This window comes from Hymenobacter mucosus (assembly GCF_900188255.1).
GTDB classification, from domain to species: domain Bacteria; phylum Bacteroidota; class Bacteroidia; order Cytophagales; family Hymenobacteraceae; genus Hymenobacter; species Hymenobacter mucosus.
Genome location: NZ_FZNS01000006.1, coordinates 95933 through 116552, shown reverse-complemented (window position 1 = coordinate 116552; position 20620 = coordinate 95933). Strand labels below are relative to the sequence as shown.

Below are 20620 nucleotides of genomic sequence, written 5' to 3'. Positions count from 1 at the left end.
ATCCATTCTCCATCAACCTTTCCACCTATGAAATTATCGATTTTTTCTGTCCTGACGCTGGCAGCGGCGTTGACCTTGAGCAGCTGCGGCGACGCTAACAAACGGACCGATGGCACAGCCGGCGAAGCCGTAAGCGACATGGACAAAGCAGTGGAAGAAGGCGGCGTACAAGCTGATGCTACCGTTATCGACAACGATGCGGGTCCCACTGTAACTGCAGATGCTGACTCAGCACTGGCCGCTGATTCTACAACCGACCAGTAACCTTTCCCCTCTCCAACCTAGCCAGGCCACGCTACGTGGTAGCCTGTAGCTACGTGCTTGCTCCTTCGCAGATCTTCCTCTCTCAAAACAACAATACTATGAAACGTTCTTTCCTGGGCCTAGCTATGGCGGCCCTCCTCGTAACTTCTGCATGCTCTAATTCCAATGAATCGTCGACGGCAACTACCGACACGGCTGCCACAGATGCCTCCATGTCTGGTGACACTAGCGGTGCTGCAGGCGCAATGAATACTGGAGCCATGCCCGACTCAGCAATGGGTGGCGGTGCTGCCGCTGCCGATCCGAATGGCCCTATGGCTCCCCACTCTACCGATGCGGAGTTCATGCAATCGGCCGCTGCTAGCGACCAGAATGAGATTCAACTGAGCAAGCTGGCCCTAGAAAAAGGAGTAACTGGCATGGCGAAAGACCACGCTAACCTTATGATTAAGGACCACACCAAATCGACTTCTGATTTGAAGCCTATTGCGCAGAAAAAGAACGTGACGCTACCTGCCGATATGGATGCTGAGCACAAGGCTATTGCGGCTGAAATGCGCAAGCTCTCCGGCAAGGAGTTTGAAACTAAGTATATGCAGCAAATGGTGACTGACCACCAGAAAACGCTGAACACAATGGTGGCTCACCAGAAAATGACCCAGGACGCCGACCTACAAGGCTTTATTGGTACGGTAACGCCAGTAGTTCAGAACCACCTGACCATGTTCAAGCAGCACGCTGCTATGTAAGCTTAGCTATTTCTTAGCTTACAGAAGCCCTTCCTCACTGTTGAGGAGGGGCTTTTCTTTTGTTGGTACTAGCAGCCGGTAGAGCGCGTGGCTCAAGGCATGGGCACTGCCGTCCAGTAGAGCTGGTTGGTGTCGCAGCCTAGCGTGGGGCTGTTCATGCAGAAGGTGCCGCTGGCGCTGCTCTTGTCGATGCTGCCCGCTACTTCGAAGTGCCAAGCGGTGGCTCCCTCACTTGCTGGCTCGGGAGAAACGCCATGCAGTTTGCCTTCCCGAACTTCAAACGTGTTTTGAGGCCCGATTATCTGTCGTTTCAGGTCTCCACTACACCACCACACCCCGTCAAACGTGAAGTTGGAAACTCGTTGTCCATCGGGTGATAGTAAAAAACTGACTTTAGCGCCCTCTACGCCGTTTTGAATAGTACCCATCCAGCGGGTGGGCTTAGGCGGCGCGGTGGCAATAGCAGCGGCCAGCAGCAGCGGAAACGCAAGAACCTTCATAACAATAGGGTGTAGGACGAAGCTCTTAAAGTAAAAAATGCTCCGGTAGTAGTCAACCTGCGAGGGAAAACTGCTACCGGAGCATGGTGCCAGCTACTGCTCAGCTTAGCGCTTACATAGTTTCTACGTACTTACTGGTCTTCAACTCTTCGGCTAAGAAGCGGCTTGTGTGGCCCTTGCCTACTTTGGCTACCTGCTCAGGAGTTCCTTGCGCCACAATGGTACCGCCACCGGCCCCTCCTTCCGGACCGATGTCAATGATGTGGTCCGCTACCTTAATCAAGTCCAAGTTGTGCTCAATGATAAGAACCGTATTCCCTTTGTCTACTAGCTTTTGCAGCACAGTAGACAGGTGGTTAATATCCTCGAAGTGCAGACCAGTCGTTGGCTCATCCAAGATGTAGAACGTCTTGCCGGTGTCCTTCTTGCTGAGTTCGGTGGCCAGCTTTACCCGTTGGGCCTCGCCGCCCGATAGCGTAGTAGCTTGCTGACCTAAGGTGAGGTAGCCCAACCCTACTTCGTTCAGGGTTTGAATCTTGCGCAGAATACGGGGCTGAAACTCAAAAAACTCCACCGCCTTTTCCACCGTCATGTCCAGCACATCGGTAATAGACTTTCCTTTGAAGCGCACTTCTAGGGTTTCGCGGTTGTAGCGGCGGCCTTTGCACGTTTCGCAGGGCACGTGCACATCAGGCAGGAAGTTCATCTCAATGGTTCGCATACCGGCGCCCTCACACGTTTCGCAGCGCCCACCTTTCACGTTAAAAGAGAAACGCCCTGGTCCGTAACCCCGAATTTTAGCTTCCGGCAAGGAAGAAAACAGTTGGCGTATTTCAGTGAACACTCCCGTGTAAGTAGCCGGGTTGGAACGCGGCGTACGGCCAATTGGCGACTGGTCTACCTCAATTACCTTATCAATGAGCTCAAGTCCTTCAATACCGCCGTGGGCCAGGGGCTCGCGCTTGGCGTTGAAGAAATGTTGATTCAGGATAGGGTACAGCGTATCGTGGATGAGCGACGATTTGCCGGAGCCCGAAACGCCCGTTACGGCGATAAGCTTACCCAGTGGGAACTTAGCCGTAACATTTTTGAGGTTGTGTCCTTTGGCATTCTTCAGCACCAGCTGGCCCCCATCGCCCTTGCGTTTCTGACGCCGCAACTCAATGTGCTTCTGCCCGCTGAGGTACTGTGAGGTCAGACTACCCGAGCTGAAGATTTCCGTGGGCGTACCCTCCGCCACAATATGCCCGCCGTGAATGCCAGCGCCCGGACCAATGTCCAGCACGTGGTCGGCATGCATAATCATGTCCTTATCGTGCTCCACTACTATCACCGAGTTGCCCAAGTCGCGTAAGTGTTGAAGAGCCTTGATCAGGCGTTCGTTGTCGCGCTGGTGCAAGCCAATGCTCGGCTCGTCCATGATGTAAAGCACACCTACGAGTTGGGTACCAATTTGAGTAGCCAAACGAATACGCTGCGACTCGCCGCCTGACAAGGTGCGCACCGACCGGTGCAGGTTTAGGTAGTCGAGGCCTACTTCTAGCAGGAACCCAATCCGCTTCCGAATTTCCTTTAGTAGCTCCCGCGCAATTAGGTTCTGCCGCTCCGAGAGGCGGTCCTCAACTCCGTCGAACCAGCCCGCCAGCTCGTTCAGGTCCATCACCGACAGCTCACCGATGTGCTTATCCGCAAGCTTAAAGTGCAACGACTCTTTTTTGAGCCGATAGCCGTGGCACTCGGGGCACTCCTGGGCCTGGGTGTACTGCTGAATCCACTCCCGAATATTTTCCGAATCAGATTCCATTTGCCGACGCAGGAACGGAATGATTCCCTCGAACGGCTCGGTGTAGTTTGCCTTTTTGGGGTCGGCATCTTCCTCCTCAGCAATACCGTGGAGTAGCCGCTGCACCAAGTCCTCAGGTAGCTTTTCAATGGGCGTGCTCAGGCTAGCCTTGTTCTTTTTAACGATCAGGCTGAGCTGCTGAAAAATCCAGATGTCGCGGTACTCACCAAGCGGTGCAATGCCACCACGGCTGATGCTCAGCTTCTTATCGGGCATTACCGAATCTTCGGTAATTTCCTGCACCTCCCCTAAGCCGTTGCAGGTAGGGCAGGCTCCGTAGGGAGAGTTGAAGCTGAATGTGTTAGGCGCCGGGTCATCGTAGGCAATGCCGGTGGTAGGGTCCATCAGGAAGCGGGAGAAGAACTGGGTGTTGTCCTTCTTCTTGTCGGCGTCCAGGACGAGCATAGTGCCCTTGCCCTGCGTTAGGGCATTCTGCACCGAACCCGACAGCCGGAAACGGTCCTCTTCCTTCACCAGCAACCGGTCGATAACAATTTCGATGTCGTGGATTTTGTAGCGGTCCACCTGCATCTTGGGCGTAATGTCGAGCAATTCGCCATCAACGCGCACCTTGGTAAAGCCTAGTTTAGCAATTTGCTGAAACAGCTCGCGGTAGTGCCCCTTCCGGCCCTTCACTACGGGCGCCAGCACTACCATCTTCTTGTTGTCGTAGTGCTTGAGGATGTAATTGATGATCTGGTCGTCGCTCTGCCGAATCATCTTCTCTCCCGTGGCGTAGCTAAAGGCCTCGGCCGTGCGGGCATAGAGCAAGCGTAAGAAGTCGTAAATCTCGGTGATGGTGCCCACGGTGGAGCGAGGGTTGCGCGAAGTGGTTTTCTGCTCAATGCTAATTACCGGCGACAACCCCTCAATTTTGTCCACATCGGGCCGCTCTAAGCCGCCCATAAATGAGCGGGCGTAGGCTGAAAACGTTTCCATGTAGCGGCGCTGGCCTTCAGCATAAATCGTATCGAATGCCAACGAGGACTTTCCAGAGCCAGAAATACCTGTAAACACTACCAAGCGCCCGCGCGGAATCTTGATTGACACATTCTTCAGGTTGTGCTCCCGGGCGCCGTACACTTCAATGTAGGGTGCTTCCAGGTCGGCGGCCGGCCCTACCAACTGCCCAGGAACAAGCATGCGGTTTTCTACCACGGCTTCATTCACTTGCTCAGAGCGCGGCACAGCTTGTACGGCCGCCGTAGCATGATGATTGGTACCATCGGCCACTGCCGCAGCGGTGGCTACGGGAGTTTTTGCGGTGGCTGCCTTTTTCTTGGGCGCCTGAGTACTGGCAGCCGCCGTTGATTTGGACTTGGCCGCACGCGAAGACGCAGGCGCCGGTGTGGCCGCGGCAGTGGTAGGAATAGGAGGAGCGGCAGTTGTTTTTTTAGCCATGCAGCAGCGGAGCGAATAAGTCTGCAAAGGTACGCAAAACAAGCCCCGGCGGCTACTCCGAATAGCTTATTTGCCAAGGAGATTGGCGGACTACTCGGGGCAAGAATAAGGGCTTGAAAGCACGCAGATGAGCCATAACACGGTTTGGCCCTGAAAGGTCCCGCTGGGTTTGAAAGAACTTTTAAACCTGGTGTCAGAATGTAGTCTAACAGGATGAATTATGGTGCGGCTTTTGCGTTTAGTAAAGAGTACGCTCCCTTGACCTTCTCTCCTTATGAAAAACTTGTTGAAATCGGGCTTGGTCTTAGCACTGGGGTTGCTGCTGCATAGCGGCACTGCTCAGGCGCAAGTCCGGGTGAACGTAAATATTCCGGTGTGGGGTCCTCCCGTCCCTACCAATGTGCAATACTATTACATCCCGGAAATTGATGGGTATTACGACCTGTACACGCAGTCGTACCTCTTTTTTGACCCGGCGTATGGCGCCTGGATTAGCTCGCCGGTGCTACCCCGCGCCTACGCTTCGTACGATCCTCGGTTCTTTCACCCCGTCGTGATTCAGTACGTGGGTCGACAGCCCTGGGGCTACCTCCCCGACCACCGCGCTTACTGCAATAACTGGGGTGTGCAGCCAGGCCGCTACTACGGCCCCAACTGGCCGGGCCGTGGCTACAGTTACAGCGTAGGCCCCCGAGGCGCTTACCGGAATGATGGTTACTACGGTGGCCGTCCGTACAACCAAGGCGGTTATGCCCGTGGGGACTACCGCGACGACCGGGGCGGCTATTATGGCAACCGCAACGACAACCGGGGCGGTTACGACCGTGACGACAACCGCGGGGGCTATGACCGCAATGACCGTAATGGTAATGACCGGGGCGGTTACGATAACCGCGGCAGCCAAAACGCCCCGGGCAACTATAATGCACCAAATAACCAAGCTTCTCAGGGTGGACAGCGCGTACCTGGCAACTACAACAACGGTGCTAGCCAAAGCAGCGGCGGTAGAGGCCGCGGCCGACTAAACTAATTTCTAGTAACTACCTGCCAAGAAGGCTCCTCCGCTAGAGGAGCCTTTTTTGTGCTGCACAACTGAATGTGCTCCTTCACGGCTATTGAATCATTCTCAGAAGGTAAGACATATACCAGATGAATTTGGCCCCGTTCTTGTCTGGAGCTATGTATTCTCCCATCACACGCATTGCTTCCATGAAACTTCTTCCAAAGCTTGCTCTTTCTGGTTTGCTAGCCGGCTCCCTTTCCCTGCTTTCCTCTTCGGCGCAGGCCCAGGTCACCATCAATATCAACCCACCTTCTTGGGGACCTTCTACTCCCACAGGCACCGAGTACTACTACATTCCTGAAGCTAAGAGCTACTACGATCTGCGCGCTCAGCGCTATATCGTGTTGCAGAACGGCCAGTGGGTGCGGGTAGCTAACCTCAGCGGCTACGACCAGCGCAACTTCCACCCAGTGGTACTGGATTATCGTGGCTCGCAGCCCTGGTCTCAGTACAGCCGCCACCGCCAACTCTACCCGGCTAGCCTACCACCGGGCCAGGTTAAGCGCCTGGAAAGCGGTAAGGGCCTACCTCCCGGCCAAGCCAAGAAGGTGTACGGCGGCCACCCCGGCAACGGAAATGGGAAGGGCAACGGCAAAGGGAAGCACTAACCTAGTTGCGCCTATTCACAAGCACTTCGGGCCTCTCCTACCTAGCGTAGGGGAGGCTTTGCTTTGTATGTGACGCCTTCAGTTACCCCTAAGGACCCTTATAGCTGTTTTCTCGTAGATGAGTGTACCAACCCTACCCACTCTGTTTATGGCTACGTCCTCTTACACCCCCATCAACTGTTCTTTCTACGACGAGCTCGAAGCCCGCGCCACCACCGGCCAGCCTTGCACCCTCACCTACCGCACCGAGCCCGACACCCCGCCTAGCACCTACCACGGCACCATTCAAGACCTGTTCATCAAGGACAAAGTAGAGTACTTGCGCCTCGCCGACGGCTTCGAGCTGCGCCTAGATGCTCTGGTAGCCGTGGACGACAAAGAAATGAGGAATTACTGCTAGGTCACTTTCACCTCTACAGTTACGCCCTTAAGACCGGAGCGAAAAGCATTATCCGCTTTTTAGAGTGACGTACTAGCTTACTCTACACCTTACAACAGAAAGCGGCAGCCTCATCCGAGGCTGCCGCTTTCTGTTCTTTGCAATGAGCTGAGGCTTAAAACTCCGCGCTCTTTGGGAAGCGGGGGAAGGGGATTACGTCGCGGATGTTGCCCATGCCAGTGACGAACAGGATGAGGCGCTCGAAGCCCAGGCCGAAACCGGCGTGGGGCGCGGTGCCATACTTGCGCAGCTCCAGGTACCACCACAGGTCATGCTCGGGCACGTTCATTTCGGCCATGCGGGTAGTAAGCTTCTCCAGGCTTTCTTCCCGCTCCGAGCCGCCGATGATTTCGCCGATACCGGGGAAGAGCACGTCCATGGCCCGCACGGTTTTGCCGTCGTCGTTGAGCTTCATGTAGAAGGCCTTAATATCCTTGGGGTAGTTGGTCAGGATAACCGGCTTCTTGAAGTGCTTCTCCACCAAGTAGCGCTCATGCTCGCTCTGCAGGTCGGTGCCCCAGTCCACGGGGAATTCAAACTTCTGCTTGGCCGTTTTCAGGATTTCAACAGCCTCGGTATAATTCAGGCGCTGGAATTCATTATCCACCACAAACTGCAGGCGCGTGAGCAGTTCCTTGTCGTACTGTTCGTTGAGGAACTTGAGGTCGTCTTGGCAGTTGTCGAGGGCATAGCGCACCAAGTAGCGGAGGAAATCCTCGGCCAGGTCCATGTTGTCCTGCAGGTCGTTGAAGGCCACTTCGGGCTCAATCATCCAGAACTCAGCTAGGTGACGGGCCGTGTTGGAGTTTTCGGCCCGGAACGTGGGGCCGAAGGTATACACCTTGCCTAGTGCCATGGCCGTTACTTCGCCTTCCAGCTGCCCCGATACGGTTAGGTTGGTTTGCTTGCCGAAGAAGTCCTGCTTGTAGTCTACGGCCGACTTGTCTTCCGTCAGGGGCGGGTTTTGGTCGGGCAGCGTGCTTACACGGAACATCTGGCCGGCACCTTCGGCATCGGAGCCCGTGATGATAGGCGTGTGCACGTAGTAGAAGCCGTGGTTATTGAAGTACTGGTGTACGGCAAACGCCATGGCGTGCCGGATGCGCAACACTGCTCCAAACGTGTTGGTGCGAGGGCGCAAGTGGGCAATTTCGCGCAGAAACTCGAGTGAGTGTCCTTTCTTCTGCAACGGATACGTTTCGGGGTCAGCCTTGCCGTAGACGGTAATTTCCGACGCTTGGATTTCTACGGTTTGTCCTTTGCCTTGCGAAGCCACCAGTTGGCCGCGCACCATCACGGCCGCGCCGTTGTCGACGCCGTCGGCCTTGAGTTTTTCCTCCGGAAACTGCTCGGCATTGGCTACCACCTGAATGGAATTAAAGCCAGAGCCATCGTTGACGGCAATGAACTGCACATATTTGTTGCCGCGGCGGGTGCGCACCCAGCCTTTCACCAGCACTTCACGGTCCAGCTCGGTGCTGTGCAACAGCTCCTGCACGCTGGTTTTTCGGAGGTCGGACATTGGTACTTTCGTTCTCAGGTTAATAGCACTAGAATACAGCAAAGGTAGAAGAAGAAAGGGGAAGCATTCACTTAGAACCCAGGGCGCGGGTTCATTCTCGTTCTTGCGAGGTGCAATGAGGCAGCGGCTCTGCCAAGCTTGTGGTGGTGAAACGGCAGCTTTGCGCCGCTTTATCCCAACATTTTCCCGTAAAGTCAAGTACAGAAAGGCCTATCTTTGACCTCATCCCCGTTTCGACCCCGGCGGGGCGTACGCGTTTTTAGAGTATGCAACGACTGGACATGAAGCAGCTTCTTTCGCAGAAGCTGAGCCCCCAACAAATACAATTTATTAAGCTGCTGCAAATACCAACAGCAGAGTTGGAAGCGCGCATTAAAGAAGAGCTGGAAGTAAACCCGGCCCTGGAGGAAGGCGATGATAATGAGGAGTACGAGGAAGAGGAGCGCGCCGACGACAGCGACGACGAGGAATACGACGACCCAGACTCGGAGTTCGACAACGACGATAACACACTAGACGAAGATTTCGATAACGACCAAGGCGAGGAGCAACCTGAAGTAGAGCTTCCTATCAAGGACGATGAACCGACCGACACGAAAGAGTCGGGCGATGATGATTTGGACCTGAGCGACTACCTCAACGACGACGAAATAGCCGGGTATAAAATGCAGGGCGACGGCCCTGGTGAAGACGAGGACGACCGGGAAATGCCGCTGGCTGATACCAGCGGCTCCTTGATAGACTCCTTACTGGATCAGCTGGGCTTCGCTAATCTCGATGAGCAACAGGAAGCTATTGGCCGCCAGCTCATCGGCTCCATCGACAACGACGGCTACATCCGCCGCGACTTGGCGGCCATTGCCAACGACCTGGCTTTCTCGCAAAACATTGAGGCGTCAGTAGCGGATGTTGAGAGCGTGCTGCACGTCATCCAAACCTTCGATCCGGCGGGTATTGGTGCGCGCGATTTGCAGGAGTGCTTGCTGCTGCAACTTGAGCGCCGCCCCCAAGACGAGATTACGGAAGCCGCCGAGCGGATTCTGCACGAGACCTACGACGAGTTTACCAAGAAACACTATCAGCGCATTCAGCAGCGCCTCGACCTAGAAGACGAGGAAATAAAAGAAGCTATTGCTCTGATTCTGAAGCTAAACCCCAAGCCCGGCGGCACTGGCCCGGTAGGCATGGGCAAGGTGCAGTACATCATTCCTGACTTTATCCTGACCCACGACAACGGCCAGTTCAATCTGACCCTCAACTCGCGCAACGCCCCGGATTTGCGCGTGTCGCCGGCCTACACGGAGATGTTCCAGGCCTACGATAAGGCGTCGAAGAAGGACAAAAAGATGAAGGAAGCCGTAACCTTCGTGAAGCAGAAGCTGGACTCGGCCCGGTGGTTTATTGACGCCATTCGGCAGCGGCAAAACACCTTGCTGCGCACGATGGACGCCATTGTGCGCTACCAGCGTGATTTCTTCCAAGATGGCGACGAAAGTAAGCTGCGTCCTATGATTTTGAAGGACATTGCCACCGAAATAGGCATGGACATCAGTACCGTGAGCCGGGTAGCTAACTCCAAGTCTGTGCAAACGGAGTTCGGCATTTACCCACTCAAATACTTCTTCTCCGAAGGCATTGCCACCGACTCGGGCGAGGATGCCAGTAGTCGGGAAGTGAAGCATATTCTCAAAGAAATCATTGAGGGCGAGCAGAAAAACAAGCCGCTTTCAGACGATAAGCTGGAGAAAATGCTCAACGCCCGCGGCTACAACATTGCCCGCCGTACGGTAGCCAAGTACCGGGAGCAGTTGAACATCCCGGTAGCTCGGCTACGCAAGGAACTGTAGACCCATGTGCTACCAGCACAAGCAAAAAGGATGGCATGGCCATCCTTTTTGCTTATATACCCCTCGTTAGCAAAGCTGAAACGGCACGTCACTACGTATCTTCGCTATCGTTCTGTTTTGTTCCGTTTTCTCGTGCCGCGTTTTCTGGCGACGGTGCTTTCCGCGGTATTTCATCCGCTGCTGGTGCCTTCTTACCTGTTCTACATCGTTTGCTACCAGCTACCTGGCGTGGTGCTGCGCCCGTTGCTACCCGACCGGTGGCTGGTGCTTGGCGTAGTGTTGCTGTTCACGTTTGTGCTCCCCACGCTGGGCTCCGGCATGCTGCTGTATGCGGGCCTGATAGACTCCCTGGAAATGCCTAAGCGCCGGCAGCGGGCGTGGCCCTTGCTATTGGCCACGGCCAGCTTTGGGGCTGCAGCCTTCTTGCTGCGCCGGCCAAGCTTCTTTGATGCCTTGCTGGGGCACATGATGCTGGGCATGATGATAGCCGTGCTCCTCACTTTCGTGATTACGTTGCGCTGGAAAATTTCGGCGCACGGGGTAGGGATGGGCGGGGCGCTAGGCCTATTTGGGTTGCTCTACGTTAGTGCGGACCCTTATGCGGGTGTTTTATGGTGGCTGGTCGCTACCTGCATTCTGGCTGGGGCAGTAGGCAGCGCCCGGCTGGCCCTCAATGCCCATACGGAGGCGCAAGTATGGGCGGGGCTGGCACTGGGGGTAGGGCTAGTGCTAGGCTTGGGCACGGGCTTGACACTGAGGTAGCGGCAATAACTACCCTATTTTGTGGGAGCTTCCTACGAACAGATGTATCTTACCAAGCCTATTTACTTTTTCCGGTAGCTCCTACCTCGCAGTATGCAAAACGTAGTCCCTTCACTGGATGCCGCTGCCCTGGCCGAACAGTTAGCACAGGAACGACTTGCGCGCCAAACCGCTGAGCAACACGTACGGGAACTCAAAAAACTGTTAGCAGCCAGTCAGAAAGTAGTCCGTCGCACAACTAGCAGCATTGCTGGCCTCACGCAAAAGTTGCGCGTAGCAGTATTAGTAGTACACCAGAATGGCACGGTAGCGCTGGTGAATGAGGAGTTCTGCGACTTATTTGAGGTAGCCGAAACAGCCGCTAAACAAGTAGGCAAACCAGTAGCACCCGTGTTAGAGCAGCTTGCCAACAGCACTGTTGCGCCTGCTGCTACTGCGGCCCGCCTGCAGGAGTTGCGCCACAACAACCAGCGCGTGCTAGGAGAACAATTGGCGCTGGCCGATGGCACGCTCTTGGATTTTGACTTCATCCCGATGAGTGGGGCCGATGAGCTCGTTCAAACCGGCTTCCTTCTCTCCTTCCACGACGTCACCCAGTCTCGCCGCACCGAGCAGTACTTGCATACCTTGTCGCGCATTCCGGGGCAGAACCCCAATCCGGTGATGCGCCTCCATGCCGATGGGCATTTGCTTTACGCCAATCCTTCGGCCGAGGCGATGCGCCGTGAGTACACTACGCCGTGGGCCGATACGGAGTTTGCCAGCCAGCTGCGTCACATATGCCAGCAGGCGCTAGCATCAGGCGAGCCAGCCCAGCAGGAAATTAGCTTTCTGGGCCGCTGCCATCAACTAGCTCTCACACCCTTTCCCGAAGACCAATACGTAAACCTCTACTTCACTGACGTTTCTAATCTGAAGGAAGCAGAAAAGCAGTTGGTGGACCAGCGGGAGTTTTACGAGACAATCCTAAACCAAATTCCGGCCGACATTGCGGTGCTGGACACTGAACACCGCTACCGGTTTGTGAACCCCGCTGCCATCCGCGACCCGGAGCTGCGCCGCTGGATTATTGGTCGCGACGATTTTGAGTACGTGCAGTATCGGCAGCGGCCCCAGGAATTGGCAGCGCAGCGCCGCCGGCTGTTTCTGCAAGCGGTGCAGCAGCGCACCGTAGTAGCGTGGGAGGAGAACATTATAACGCCAGAAGGACCCCGCCTAGCCTTGCGCCACATGCAACCGGTGTTCGGGCCCGATGATACCCTGCGCATGGTCATTGGCTATGGTATCGACATCACGGCCCGGCACGCAGCTGAGGAAGGCCTCCGGCAAAGCGAAAGCCGCCTGCAAGAACAACAAGAGTTCGTTCGTCAGGTAGTAGACTCTATACCGAGCTTTATTTGGGTGACGAACGGGCAGGGTCGGGTTATCTTCAGCAACCGCGCTTTCGACGAAGTGGTAGCCCGTAGCGCCCACCGCGACGCCGACCAAACCCAACTCAGTAGCGCTGAGCTAGCTGAAATTCAACTATTTCAGGAGTCTGACGCGTTTGTAGTGCGTACCGGGCAGGAATGGGTACGGCAAACGTCCTACACCTTGCGCGACCAAACCCAGCTGTGGCTACAGACCACGAAACGCCCCCTTCGCCGCGCCGATGGTAGTTTAAATGTGCTCGGCGTCAGCATCGACATCACCGAGATGAAGGAGGCCCGCCAAACGCTGGAGCGCACTGCCAAGCAGTACCGCGACCTAATGCACTATTCCCAGGCCCTCATCTGCACGCACGACCTCGGGGGCAAGCTACTATCCGTAAACCCGGCGGCGGCCCAGTTGGTAGGCGCTACCTCTGAGCAGCTAGTAGGACGCTCCCTGTACGAGATACTCACTCCCGATGTGCATCGCCAACTAGCTGCCTACTTGGAGCAGGCTGGGCAGCAGCAGGAACTTACGGGGCTGATGACGCTGCGCGACCCGAGCGGACGGGCCCACCACCTCATTTACAACAACTACCGCGTAGAGGAACCGGGCGAGACGCCCTACGTTATTGCCTACGGACAAGAGATTACCGAGCGTATTCAGGCCGAGCAGGAACTGCGCCGCGCGAAAGATGCCGCCGAAAACACGGCCAAAGCCAAAGAGAATTTCTTGGCCAACATGAGTCATGAGATTCGTACGCCTATTAATGGTGTACTCGGCATGGCGGGGCTGCTGGCCAAAACGTCGCTTGATCCGCTTCAGCAAAACCACTTGCGGATTCTGCGCAACTCTGGCCGGCACCTACTCAATGTCATCAACGATGTACTGGATGTAGCTAAAATAGAATCGGGCAAGCTGGACTTACAGCAAGTGCCCTTCGACATTGGCCATTCTGTGCAGGAGGCTATGCAAACCCTGGCATTCCGGGCCGAGGAAAAAGGTATTGGGTTCCGCATCCGCCACCTCGATTTGCCCAGCCCTGTCGTTATCGGTGACCCAGGCCGCATTAATCAGATTCTGCTCAACCTGCTTTCCAACGCTATCAAGTTTACGGAAGAAGGTTATGTAGAATTTGTAGCGCGCCCCCTACGCAATACCCCCGCAGAGCTCGAACTGGAATTTCAGGTGCACGATACTGGTATTGGCATTGCGCCGGAGAAGCTCGACACCATTTTCGAGAGCTTTTCCCAGGCCTACGCCGATATTTCCCGGCGCTTTGGGGGTACGGGGCTGGGTCTTACCATCAGCCGCCGGCTCGTGGAGCAGCTTGGTGGCCGCATGTGGGTGGAGAGTACGCTTGGTAAAGGCAGTACCTTTTACTTTTCTCTCACCCTGCCCAAGGCCGATCAGACGCTGCCAGTGGCTACCCCGCAACCTTCGCTAAACTACGAGCGGCTGCGCGGCATGCGCATTCTGCTGGTAGAAGATCATCCGGTCAATCAGCAGTTGGTGCAGTTAATACTGGAAGGATGGGGCGTAGAAACCCACGTGGCTTCCGATGGCCTAGAAGCCCTAACGCAGCTAGATGCCCGCCTCTACGATGTAGTGCTGATGGATATTCAGATGCCAGGCATGAGCGGGCTAGAGGTTTCACGGCGTTTGCGCCAGCACCCCGATCCGCTCCGTGCCTGCTCGCCCATTATTGCGCTTACCGCTAACGTGATGCGCACCGACGACGAAACCTACCGCGCCGCGGGCCTCGACTACCTGTCGAAACCGTTTGAAGAAGATGACTTGTTTCGAAAAATTGAGGCCAACCTGCGTCCTGAGCCGGTAGCCCGGTTAGAGGAAGAACCGGCAGTAGCCGTAGCCCCTACCCCGTTCGTCAGTGCTGCTGCGCCAGCAGAGGCCCCCTTAGCGGCACCGCTCTACAACCTTACCCGCTTGCACGAAACAGCCCGTGGCAGCACCATTTTCATGGAGAAAATCCTGACGTCGTTCAGGGCCCACACGCCACCGGCCTTGTTACGCCTGCAGGAAACCAGCGCCGCGGCTGACTGGCCCGCCGTGGGTGAGATAGTACACAAGCTCCGGCCTTCGCTACAGCTACTGGGCATTGACGCGGCGCACGATGTAGCCCTCTTAGAGCCGCTTTCCCGCCCCGAAGGTAAGCCAGCACCTAATCCGCAGGTATTGTTACCCGCGGTAGAGCGGCTAACCACCTTACTTACGGCCGTGCTCGAGGCCTTACCCCTATCACTGCACGACGGCAGTAAGGTTGGAAATTAGATGCGGTTCAGCTTACGGAAAAATGCTTCCTGGTAGGATTTGCCAATAGGCACGTGGTGCCCGCCGGGCACTACTGCCGCGCCATCCTCAATGGCTTCAATACGACGCATGTTCAGGATGTACGAACGGTGCACCCGCACAAAGTGGTCGAACGGCAAGCGTGCGTCCAGCGCCTTCATGGTAGTATAAACGATGTATTTCTGCTTGTCGGTGACGATAACCACGTAATCCGACAGGGCTTCGATGTAAATAACTTCATCGAAGTTGATGCGTACCATCTTGTTGTTCACCTTCACAAACAAGTCGTTGTCGGGCGGAGCGGTGGGAGGCGCCGGAGCAGGAACGACGGCTGGTGCAGCCACGCGCGCTTGCAAAGCCCGTTGCACGGCCCGGCTGAAGCGGGCATAGTCAAACGGCTTTACTAGGTAATCCGTCACCCGTAAGTCAAAGGCATCAACGGCAAAGTCTTCGTGGGCCGTGGTGAGAATGACGATGGGCGGGTCGGGGAGTACACGCAGCAGGTCCAGCCCATTGAGTTGGGGCATCTGCACATCCAGAAACAGTACATCCACCTTGTTGCCAGCCCGGAAGTAGTTCAGACCCTGCAGGGCATCGTCCATGGAAGTTACTAACGCTAATGAATCTGTCAACGAGATATAGTGCTCCAGCGTAAGCCGATTGATTTCTTCGTCGTCGATAATGGCACAGGTAAGTACAGGAGCAGTCATAAGCAGAAGCTAAAGGCGGGAAAGCACAGCGAGAGTAGGCAAAAATTTGGCCATACAATGGCCCCGTTCGCCAGGCAAAAACAGTTGTTCAGCTAGAAACGAAGTGTTTATGGACTGCGAAGATACATTCTGGCAGATCATCTCTCCTACTGATTTCTTGCAGCTTGTCTGCCTTTTATCCTAGTCGAGCTCATCTGCACCAGCGCGTATTTCCCATTCTTAGAACTCATATCTACTTACAAGGAACGTGGAGTATATTCTCTGGCTAACTCAAAGTGACGGGGTAGTCAGGTAAGGCATGATGGAGCTTCCCGCCAAATTTATATCCTCGTTATAGGCTGAATCACACGATCTTGCTACCAAGCATTCAACCAACTACCGGCTAGCCATTTCGGCGGCTACCTGCTGCTGCACCTCGGGCCGGTCGTAGTCAGCTTCTGTTTGGATGAGAGGCATTAGGCGCTGCATGATTTGCTCTTGCCGTTGCCCATTGGCTAATGCCTCGGCATAGGGACGATGCGAAAAAGTAACCTGGGAGTATAATGGCAGCCACTGGTCGGGGTACTGCGCGGAAATCTTGCTTTCAATCTTCTTTTGGAGCAGGAACCGGGGGTCGGCTACTCGGTCGCGCATCTCCTCAAAGTTGTATACTGCCAAGTCGGCCATGGCATCGGTATTGGGTTTGCGGCGCTGCTGAAACTCCCGGAACACGGCACCCCAATCAGGTCCGAACTCTTGCAACAAGCTATCCAAGATGGTGCAGTCCTCGAACCCGGCGTTCATACCCTGCCCATAGAAGGGAACGATGGCATGCGAGGCGTCGCCGAGTAGCACAACTTCGTCGGCCATTGACCACGGGTAGCAACGAATTGTAACAAGGGAGCTGGTTGGGTTTTCAAAAAACTCCTGTTCCAAGTTCGGCATTAGCGGTAGCGCGTCAGCGAATACTTCCTGAAAGAAAGCTCGCACCTGCTCTGGCGTTTGCAAACTCGAGAAGGAGGCGGGACCTTCGTAGGGGAAGAACAAGGTGCAGTTGAAAGACCCGTCAAGGTTAGGCAACGCAATCATCATGTATTGCCCGCGCGGCCAGATGTGGAGTGCGTGCTTCTCTAGCCGCCATTCGCCAGCTGGCCCTGCCTCAATCGTTAGCTCTTTGTAACCATAGTCGAGGTAGTGCTGCGAGAAGTTGAAGCGTTCTGTTTTCTGCATGGCCCCGCGCACTGCCGAGAAGGCGCCATCAGTACCGAACAGGTGCTCATACGTCCGGGTTTGAGTAACCCCGGTTTCAGTGTGTAGTAGCTCCAAGGTGCGGGTGCGCAGATCTACCCGGCGACACTGCTGGTTGAAATGCAGCCGCACGCGGGGCTCTTGTTCCACCAAATCAAGCAGGGTCCGGTTCAGCCCAGCTCGCGATACGGAGTAGATGGCCTGGTTGTGCTGGCCATAGGGCTGGGCGGTGAGTTGACCCCGCGCATCATGCATAATGCGTTGGTGCATAGGAATAGCCACTTGCCGAACGGCATCAGCAATGCCCACGCCTTCTAGTGCTCGCCACCCGCGGTCTGAGAGGGCCAAGTTGATGGAGCGCGCTTCCACCAACCCACTCCTGCGCAGGTCCTCTCGGCGCTCAAATACATCTACGGTGTGGCCGTGCCGAGCTAGGTATAGGGCCAGCAACGACCCAACTAGGCCGCCTCCCATAACCGTAAGAGCTTCGTTTACAACTGCCGAGGTTGGCGTGACGCTATCAGACATATACACTGGTGGAGTAAGTAAGGGCCAGCAGGTAGCACCTTTTTGAGCCCGAGCGAAAGTAACCGATTCTTCTGTCTTCGATTGATCGAGGAAATAAGAAAGTTGAACCCAGTAGAAGCCGTAGTTAGTCGTAAAATAAAAAATGACGGTTTGGAACCTTATTTCTTTGGACTATTCATCGAAACGCTTCGCAAGACTCATGTATTATGCCACCCTCCTATCGTCATACCTCAGTGAGTTATCGCAACTATGTTCGCAATCGGTTACGTGCTGCTACTGGGTCGGGCAAAGTGTTCTTAACCCCGGATATATTCAATCTTCTTATCTCTCGCTCGCAACAAGCACTCGCAGAGGCGGCTAATACCGTAGCTCCTCTTGCCGAGCGCCCAGCCATTGTAAGCTTCCGTTTGGGTGATTTCCTGCTAGGAGATGTTGAATGCCCTCTCTTATACGGTGACCCTACCATTCGGTACTAAGACTACACGGGGCTAAAAGTCTTCCTCAAATCCTTCAGCGCGCCTCACCTTGGGCGCTTTTTTTATGCACAAAGTACAATAATAAACTAGGCGTATATAGCGCCATTCAATAGAGTCAAGACTCCACATAGCACCGGTAGGCAACCTAGCTGCTTCCTATTCTCTCTTCCCTAATTGAAATCATATTTTTTGCAATTTTCCCAGTATGAGAAAATTATACTACTTACCTCTTCTCACTTTTCTGTTACAATTTTCCTGCTTGCTGGCCTGGGCACAGGAGAGTAGCCAAGTGAGCGGCACTGTGCAAACGGAAGGCGGGAAGCCTCTGCCAGGAGCTACTATCTTCGTTCGAGGCACGTTTATCGGCACCAGCTCAGACCGTGAAGGGCAGTTTGCGCTCAAGACTAGCTTTGAGAATGGCCCTGTGACGCTGTCTGTTTCCTTTGTGGGCTACCAGAGCCGCGAGGTTACGCTTTCGGGTCCTGATAATGCAGTGTTGGTACAGCTTAAGCTCAACCCTACTCTCACCAACGAGGTAATTGCTTCGGCTTCGCGCGTAGAAGAAGGCATTTTGCAGGCTCCTGTAACGGTGGAGAAAGTAACTTCCCAGCAAGTGTTGCGCATGCCACCGCCCGACGTGCAAGTAGGCCTGAACCAACTGAAAGGCATTGACGTGAACAGCGCAAGTATGCTACTGAACTCCCTCAGCACACGCGGGTTCAATTCAGCTAAGTCGGAGCGCCTGATTCAGCTTACAGATTACTTTGATACCCAATCACCGTCGCTGAACGTGAATTCGGGTAACCTGTTAGGGCTGCCCGATCTGGATATTGAGAGCATCGAGATTATCCACGGTCCTGCTTCGGCATTGTATGGGGCCAATGCTTTCAATGGGGTGCTACTACTCAATAGCAAAGACCCGTTTGTAAGCGAAGGCCTTAGTGTGCGGGTACGAGGTGGGGAAAGAAGCTTTTTCGATGGGCAATTGCGTTACGCCAAAAAACTGGGCGACAAGTTCGCTTTCAAGGTCACGGGCGCCTACCTCACCGCCAACGATTGGCTGGCAAGCAACTACCAAGCAACCAGCACCCAGGTGCAACGCAACAACAACCCTAGCAGCTCCACCCTGGGCTACGACGCCGTAAACCGGTATGGTGACGTGGGAGGCTATACCTTTCCCGCTACGTACCCTTTTCCTGAAGTGCGTGGCAAAACCGTGTTTATGCCGGGTTTCACGGAGCAGACGCTGGTAGGAAACGACGACAAGGCCAAGTCATTAAAAGTCCAACCCTCGCTTTCCTACCTGCTGACCAACAGCGTAAAAATAACCGTAGGCGCTAGCGTAAGCCGCGGAACTGCCAGCTACCAAAGCTCTAGCCGCTACCGTTTCAAAAACTTTGGCACCAACCAATACCACGGCGAAATCAAAGGCGACCGGTGGTTTCTACGGGGCCAGTCGGTGCAGGACTTTGGCAATGATAGCTACGACTTAACTTTCCTTGGCGCCTTCATTCAAAACTCTCCTATTCCGGGAGCAGTTGATGCGCAGGGCAACCCTATTGTTCAAACGTACGCTCAGCGTTATTTCAACGAGTACGTTAGAACCTACACGGGCAACCGCTTAGCTGGCCGAACCGATGCCCAGGCCCAGGAAGCGGCAGTAGCGGGGGCAATGCCCTTGCAACTTGACCCTACTTCTCCCACGTTTGCCAACCTGCGCAGCCAAATTATTAAGGATGCGACCCCGGGCCGCGGGGCCCGCCTCAACCCCAGCTCCCTGCTCAACGAGGGCAACGCCCAGTACAACTTTAAGTTAGGCGAAACTGCCGACCTCATTGTGGGAGCCGCTTACCGCAAGTTTCGCCTTGGCTCCAATGGCAACCTCTATTCCGACGATAATTCCCGCATTCAAAACCATGAGGTAGGAGGTTACGCGCAATTCACCAAGAAACTTGTCGATGAGCGGCTGAAGCTGGCGCTGGCGGGTCGCGTTGACGGCTTCAAGAACTTTGATGCGGCCTTTTCGCCCCGGGCATCTGTTGTGTACTCCGCTGGCGACAAGCGCCAGCACAACTTTCGCGCTAGCTATGGTCGTGCCTTCCGCTCTCCTACTCAGCTCGATCAATACATTCGCTTAGACCTCGGCCAAGCACTTCTATTGGGTAACGTAGGTAGCGGATTCCAGGGATACTCTACTACAACGGGCCAAGCAATTGACGTTGCGGCACTCCAGTTGGAACGCTTGAGCACGTACGAAATTGGCTACAAAGCAGCACTAGGCACCAACGTGGCGGTAGATGTAAACTACTACCGGAGCCGCTACAACGACTTCATCGGTGCTCAGCGCTTTATTGGCAGTGCAGACGGCTCGCGGCCGGCAACACTCGCAGCGGGTCGCGTGCTGCAAGTATGGACAAATGCCGACCAGGAAGTTCGCACCCAGGGTGCTGCCGTGGGCGTTACCTATGCGGTGCTTCCTATTCTAAATGTGGCGGCCAATTACTCCCTGAACGTACTGGACCGCAGCGATGTGCAAGACGCAGAGTTTCAAACCTACTTCAACACACCCAAACACAAGTACAACGTTGGCTTCAATGGGGTAGCGCTAGGACACTTGAGCTACGCCCTGAACTACCGGTGGGCCCAAGGCCACGAGTATGGCCTGCCTTTCGCCGTAGGGAAGCTTGCTGACTATAGCACTGTAGACGCCTACATCGGATATACCCTCACCAAGTTCGGCAGCACCGTGCAGGCCGGCGCCTCTAATTTATTTAACGCCAACAACATACAAGTGTACGGAGGCCCTCAGGTAGGCCGGTTAGTCTACGTGGGGTTGCAGATTGACATGAAGTAGCTTAGCGAGAAGCATTAGCCTAACAAGCCCCCGACTACCAGCGCGACTACTCAATGGTCGGCGGTTTTCGGGGGCTTTGTATTGTAAGCAGCCACTGGCTAGTTGTT

At 55.1% G+C, this 20620-nt stretch carries 14 protein-coding genes; 9 read left to right on the top strand and 5 right to left on the bottom strand.

Translation table 11 applies throughout. From position 1 onward, the window contains the following. Positions 1-27 precede the first annotated feature (27 nt). Positions 28-264: a hypothetical protein gene (locus CHB83_RS15155; protein WP_143437147.1), complete on the top strand. Its 237-nt coding sequence runs from the start codon at positions 28-30 to the stop codon at positions 262-264. A 98-nt stretch (positions 265-362) separates the two neighbouring features. Then, positions 363-1013, top strand: coding sequence for a DUF4142 domain-containing protein (locus tag CHB83_RS15150; RefSeq protein ID WP_143437146.1), 651 nt, complete (start codon positions 363-365; stop codon positions 1011-1013). 92 nt (positions 1014-1105) lie between these two features. Here the strand turns inward: CHB83_RS15150 and CHB83_RS15145 are convergent, their stop codons facing one another. Both CHB83_RS15145 and uvrA read right to left on the bottom strand, forming a co-directional pair. Beyond that, the gene (locus CHB83_RS15145; RefSeq protein ID WP_045687183.1) at positions 1106-1513 is read right to left on the bottom strand and encodes a hypothetical protein; all 408 of its coding nucleotides are present in this window, start codon (positions 1511-1513) and stop codon (positions 1106-1108) included. Between the two features lie 112 nt (positions 1514-1625). After that, positions 1626-4499: an excinuclease ABC subunit UvrA gene (uvrA, locus tag CHB83_RS15140; protein WP_089333362.1), complete on the bottom strand. Its 2874-nt coding sequence runs from the start codon at positions 4497-4499 to the stop codon at positions 1626-1628. A gap of 532 nt (positions 4500-5031) precedes the next feature. Here uvrA and CHB83_RS15135 point away from each other — a divergent pair. From CHB83_RS15135 to CHB83_RS15125, 3 genes are all read left to right on the top strand, one after another. Continuing rightward, a complete protein-coding gene (locus CHB83_RS15135) occupies positions 5032-5787 on the top strand; it encodes a hypothetical protein (protein ID WP_089333228.1) in 756 nt (251 codons plus the stop codon). A 179-nt stretch (positions 5788-5966) separates the two neighbouring features. Then, entirely contained in the window at positions 5967-6428 is a 462-nt protein-coding gene (locus CHB83_RS15130; RefSeq protein ID WP_045687197.1) for a hypothetical protein, read from the top strand. 148 nt (positions 6429-6576) lie between these two features. Then, a complete protein-coding gene (locus CHB83_RS15125; protein WP_045687198.1) occupies positions 6577-6828 on the top strand; it encodes a hypothetical protein in 252 nt (83 codons plus the stop codon). Between the two features lie 154 nt (positions 6829-6982). On the opposite strand, the gene asnS is transcribed toward CHB83_RS15125, so the two are convergent. Continuing rightward, a complete protein-coding gene (gene asnS, locus CHB83_RS15120; RefSeq protein WP_045687184.1) occupies positions 6983-8389 on the bottom strand; it encodes an asparagine--tRNA ligase in 1407 nt (468 codons plus the stop codon). Between the two features lie 266 nt (positions 8390-8655). On the opposite strand from asnS, the gene rpoN reads away from it, so the two are divergent. The 3 genes from rpoN to CHB83_RS15105 all read left to right on the top strand — a co-directional run bounded on the left by rpoN (position 8656) and on the right by CHB83_RS15105 (position 14700). Next, entirely contained in the window at positions 8656-10236 is a 1581-nt protein-coding gene (gene rpoN, locus CHB83_RS15115; protein ID WP_045687185.1) for an RNA polymerase factor sigma-54, read from the top strand. A gap of 117 nt (positions 10237-10353) precedes the next feature. Further along, on the top strand, positions 10354-10998 hold the full coding sequence (locus CHB83_RS15110; protein WP_089333226.1) for a hypothetical protein: 645 nt from the start codon (positions 10354-10356) through the stop codon (positions 10996-10998). Positions 10999-11091: 93 nt separating this feature from the next. Beyond that, positions 11092-14700: a PAS domain S-box protein gene (locus CHB83_RS15105; RefSeq protein ID WP_089333225.1), complete on the top strand. Its 3609-nt coding sequence runs from the start codon at positions 11092-11094 to the stop codon at positions 14698-14700. Here CHB83_RS15105 and CHB83_RS15100 read toward each other — a convergent pair. Next, positions 14697-15428, bottom strand: coding sequence for a LytR/AlgR family response regulator transcription factor (locus tag CHB83_RS15100; RefSeq protein WP_045687187.1), 732 nt, complete (start codon positions 15426-15428; stop codon positions 14697-14699). The genes CHB83_RS15105 and CHB83_RS15100 overlap by 4 nt on opposite strands. A 375-nt stretch (positions 15429-15803) precedes the next feature. Beyond that, positions 15804-17183, bottom strand: a complete 1380-nt coding sequence (locus tag CHB83_RS15095) for an FAD-dependent oxidoreductase (protein WP_089333224.1) — start codon at positions 17181-17183, stop codon at positions 15804-15806. Positions 17184-17864: 681 nt separating this feature from the next. Here CHB83_RS15095 and CHB83_RS15090 point away from each other — a divergent pair. Then, complete coding sequence (locus CHB83_RS15090) at positions 17865-20513, top strand: TonB-dependent receptor (RefSeq protein WP_089333223.1); 2649 nt, start codon at positions 17865-17867, stop codon at positions 20511-20513. Positions 20514-20620 lie beyond the last annotated feature (107 nt).